Annotated in this window: 2 tRNA genes and 1 rRNA gene; all 3 read right to left on the bottom strand. The window is 44.6% G+C overall.

Annotation, left to right across the window (positions count from 1 at the left end):
- Positions 1-133: 133 nt before the first annotated feature.
- Positions 134-209, bottom strand: a tRNA-Ala gene (locus tag ATB74_RS23485).
- A gap of 14 nt (positions 210-223) precedes the next feature.
- A tRNA-Ile gene (locus ATB74_RS23480) sits at positions 224-300 on the bottom strand.
- A 67-nt stretch (positions 301-367) separates the two neighbouring features.
- Positions 368-442: ribosomal RNA gene (locus ATB74_RS23475) — 16S ribosomal RNA — on the bottom strand; the annotation flags it as partial.

Here is a 442-nt window from a genome sequence, read left to right as displayed (position 1 = left end):
TAAACATTGAGAACTTTTAAATTTGATTGAATTACTCGTAAGTAATCAATCAGTCAGCTTTCCAAATTGTTAAAGAGCTTGATTCAATAAATTGAACCATTTTTAAAGACTCTCTTAAGAGAATACTTAAAGATGGTGGAGCTATGCGGGATCGAACCGCAGACCTCCTGCGTGCAAGGCAGGCGCTCTCCCAGCTGAGCTATAGCCCCATCTAGGTCGATATTGGTGGGTCTGAGTGGACTTGAACCACCGACCTCCCGCTTATCAGGCGAGCGCTCTAACCAGCTGAGCTACAGACCCAATATCGTCTCTTAACTTTTCTAAACCTAATCAATCTGTGTGGACACTTATCGTGAATATCTTCGTATAAGGAGGTGATCCAGCCCCAGGTTCCCCTAGGGCTACCTTGTTACGACTTCACCCCAGTCATGAACCACAAAGT

Origin of the sequence: Vibrio splendidus (assembly GCF_001557875.1) — a bacterium.
GTDB classification, from domain to species: Bacteria; Pseudomonadota; Gammaproteobacteria; order Enterobacterales; family Vibrionaceae; genus Vibrio; species Vibrio splendidus_F.
This window is presented reverse-complemented; position numbering and strand designations above follow the sequence as displayed.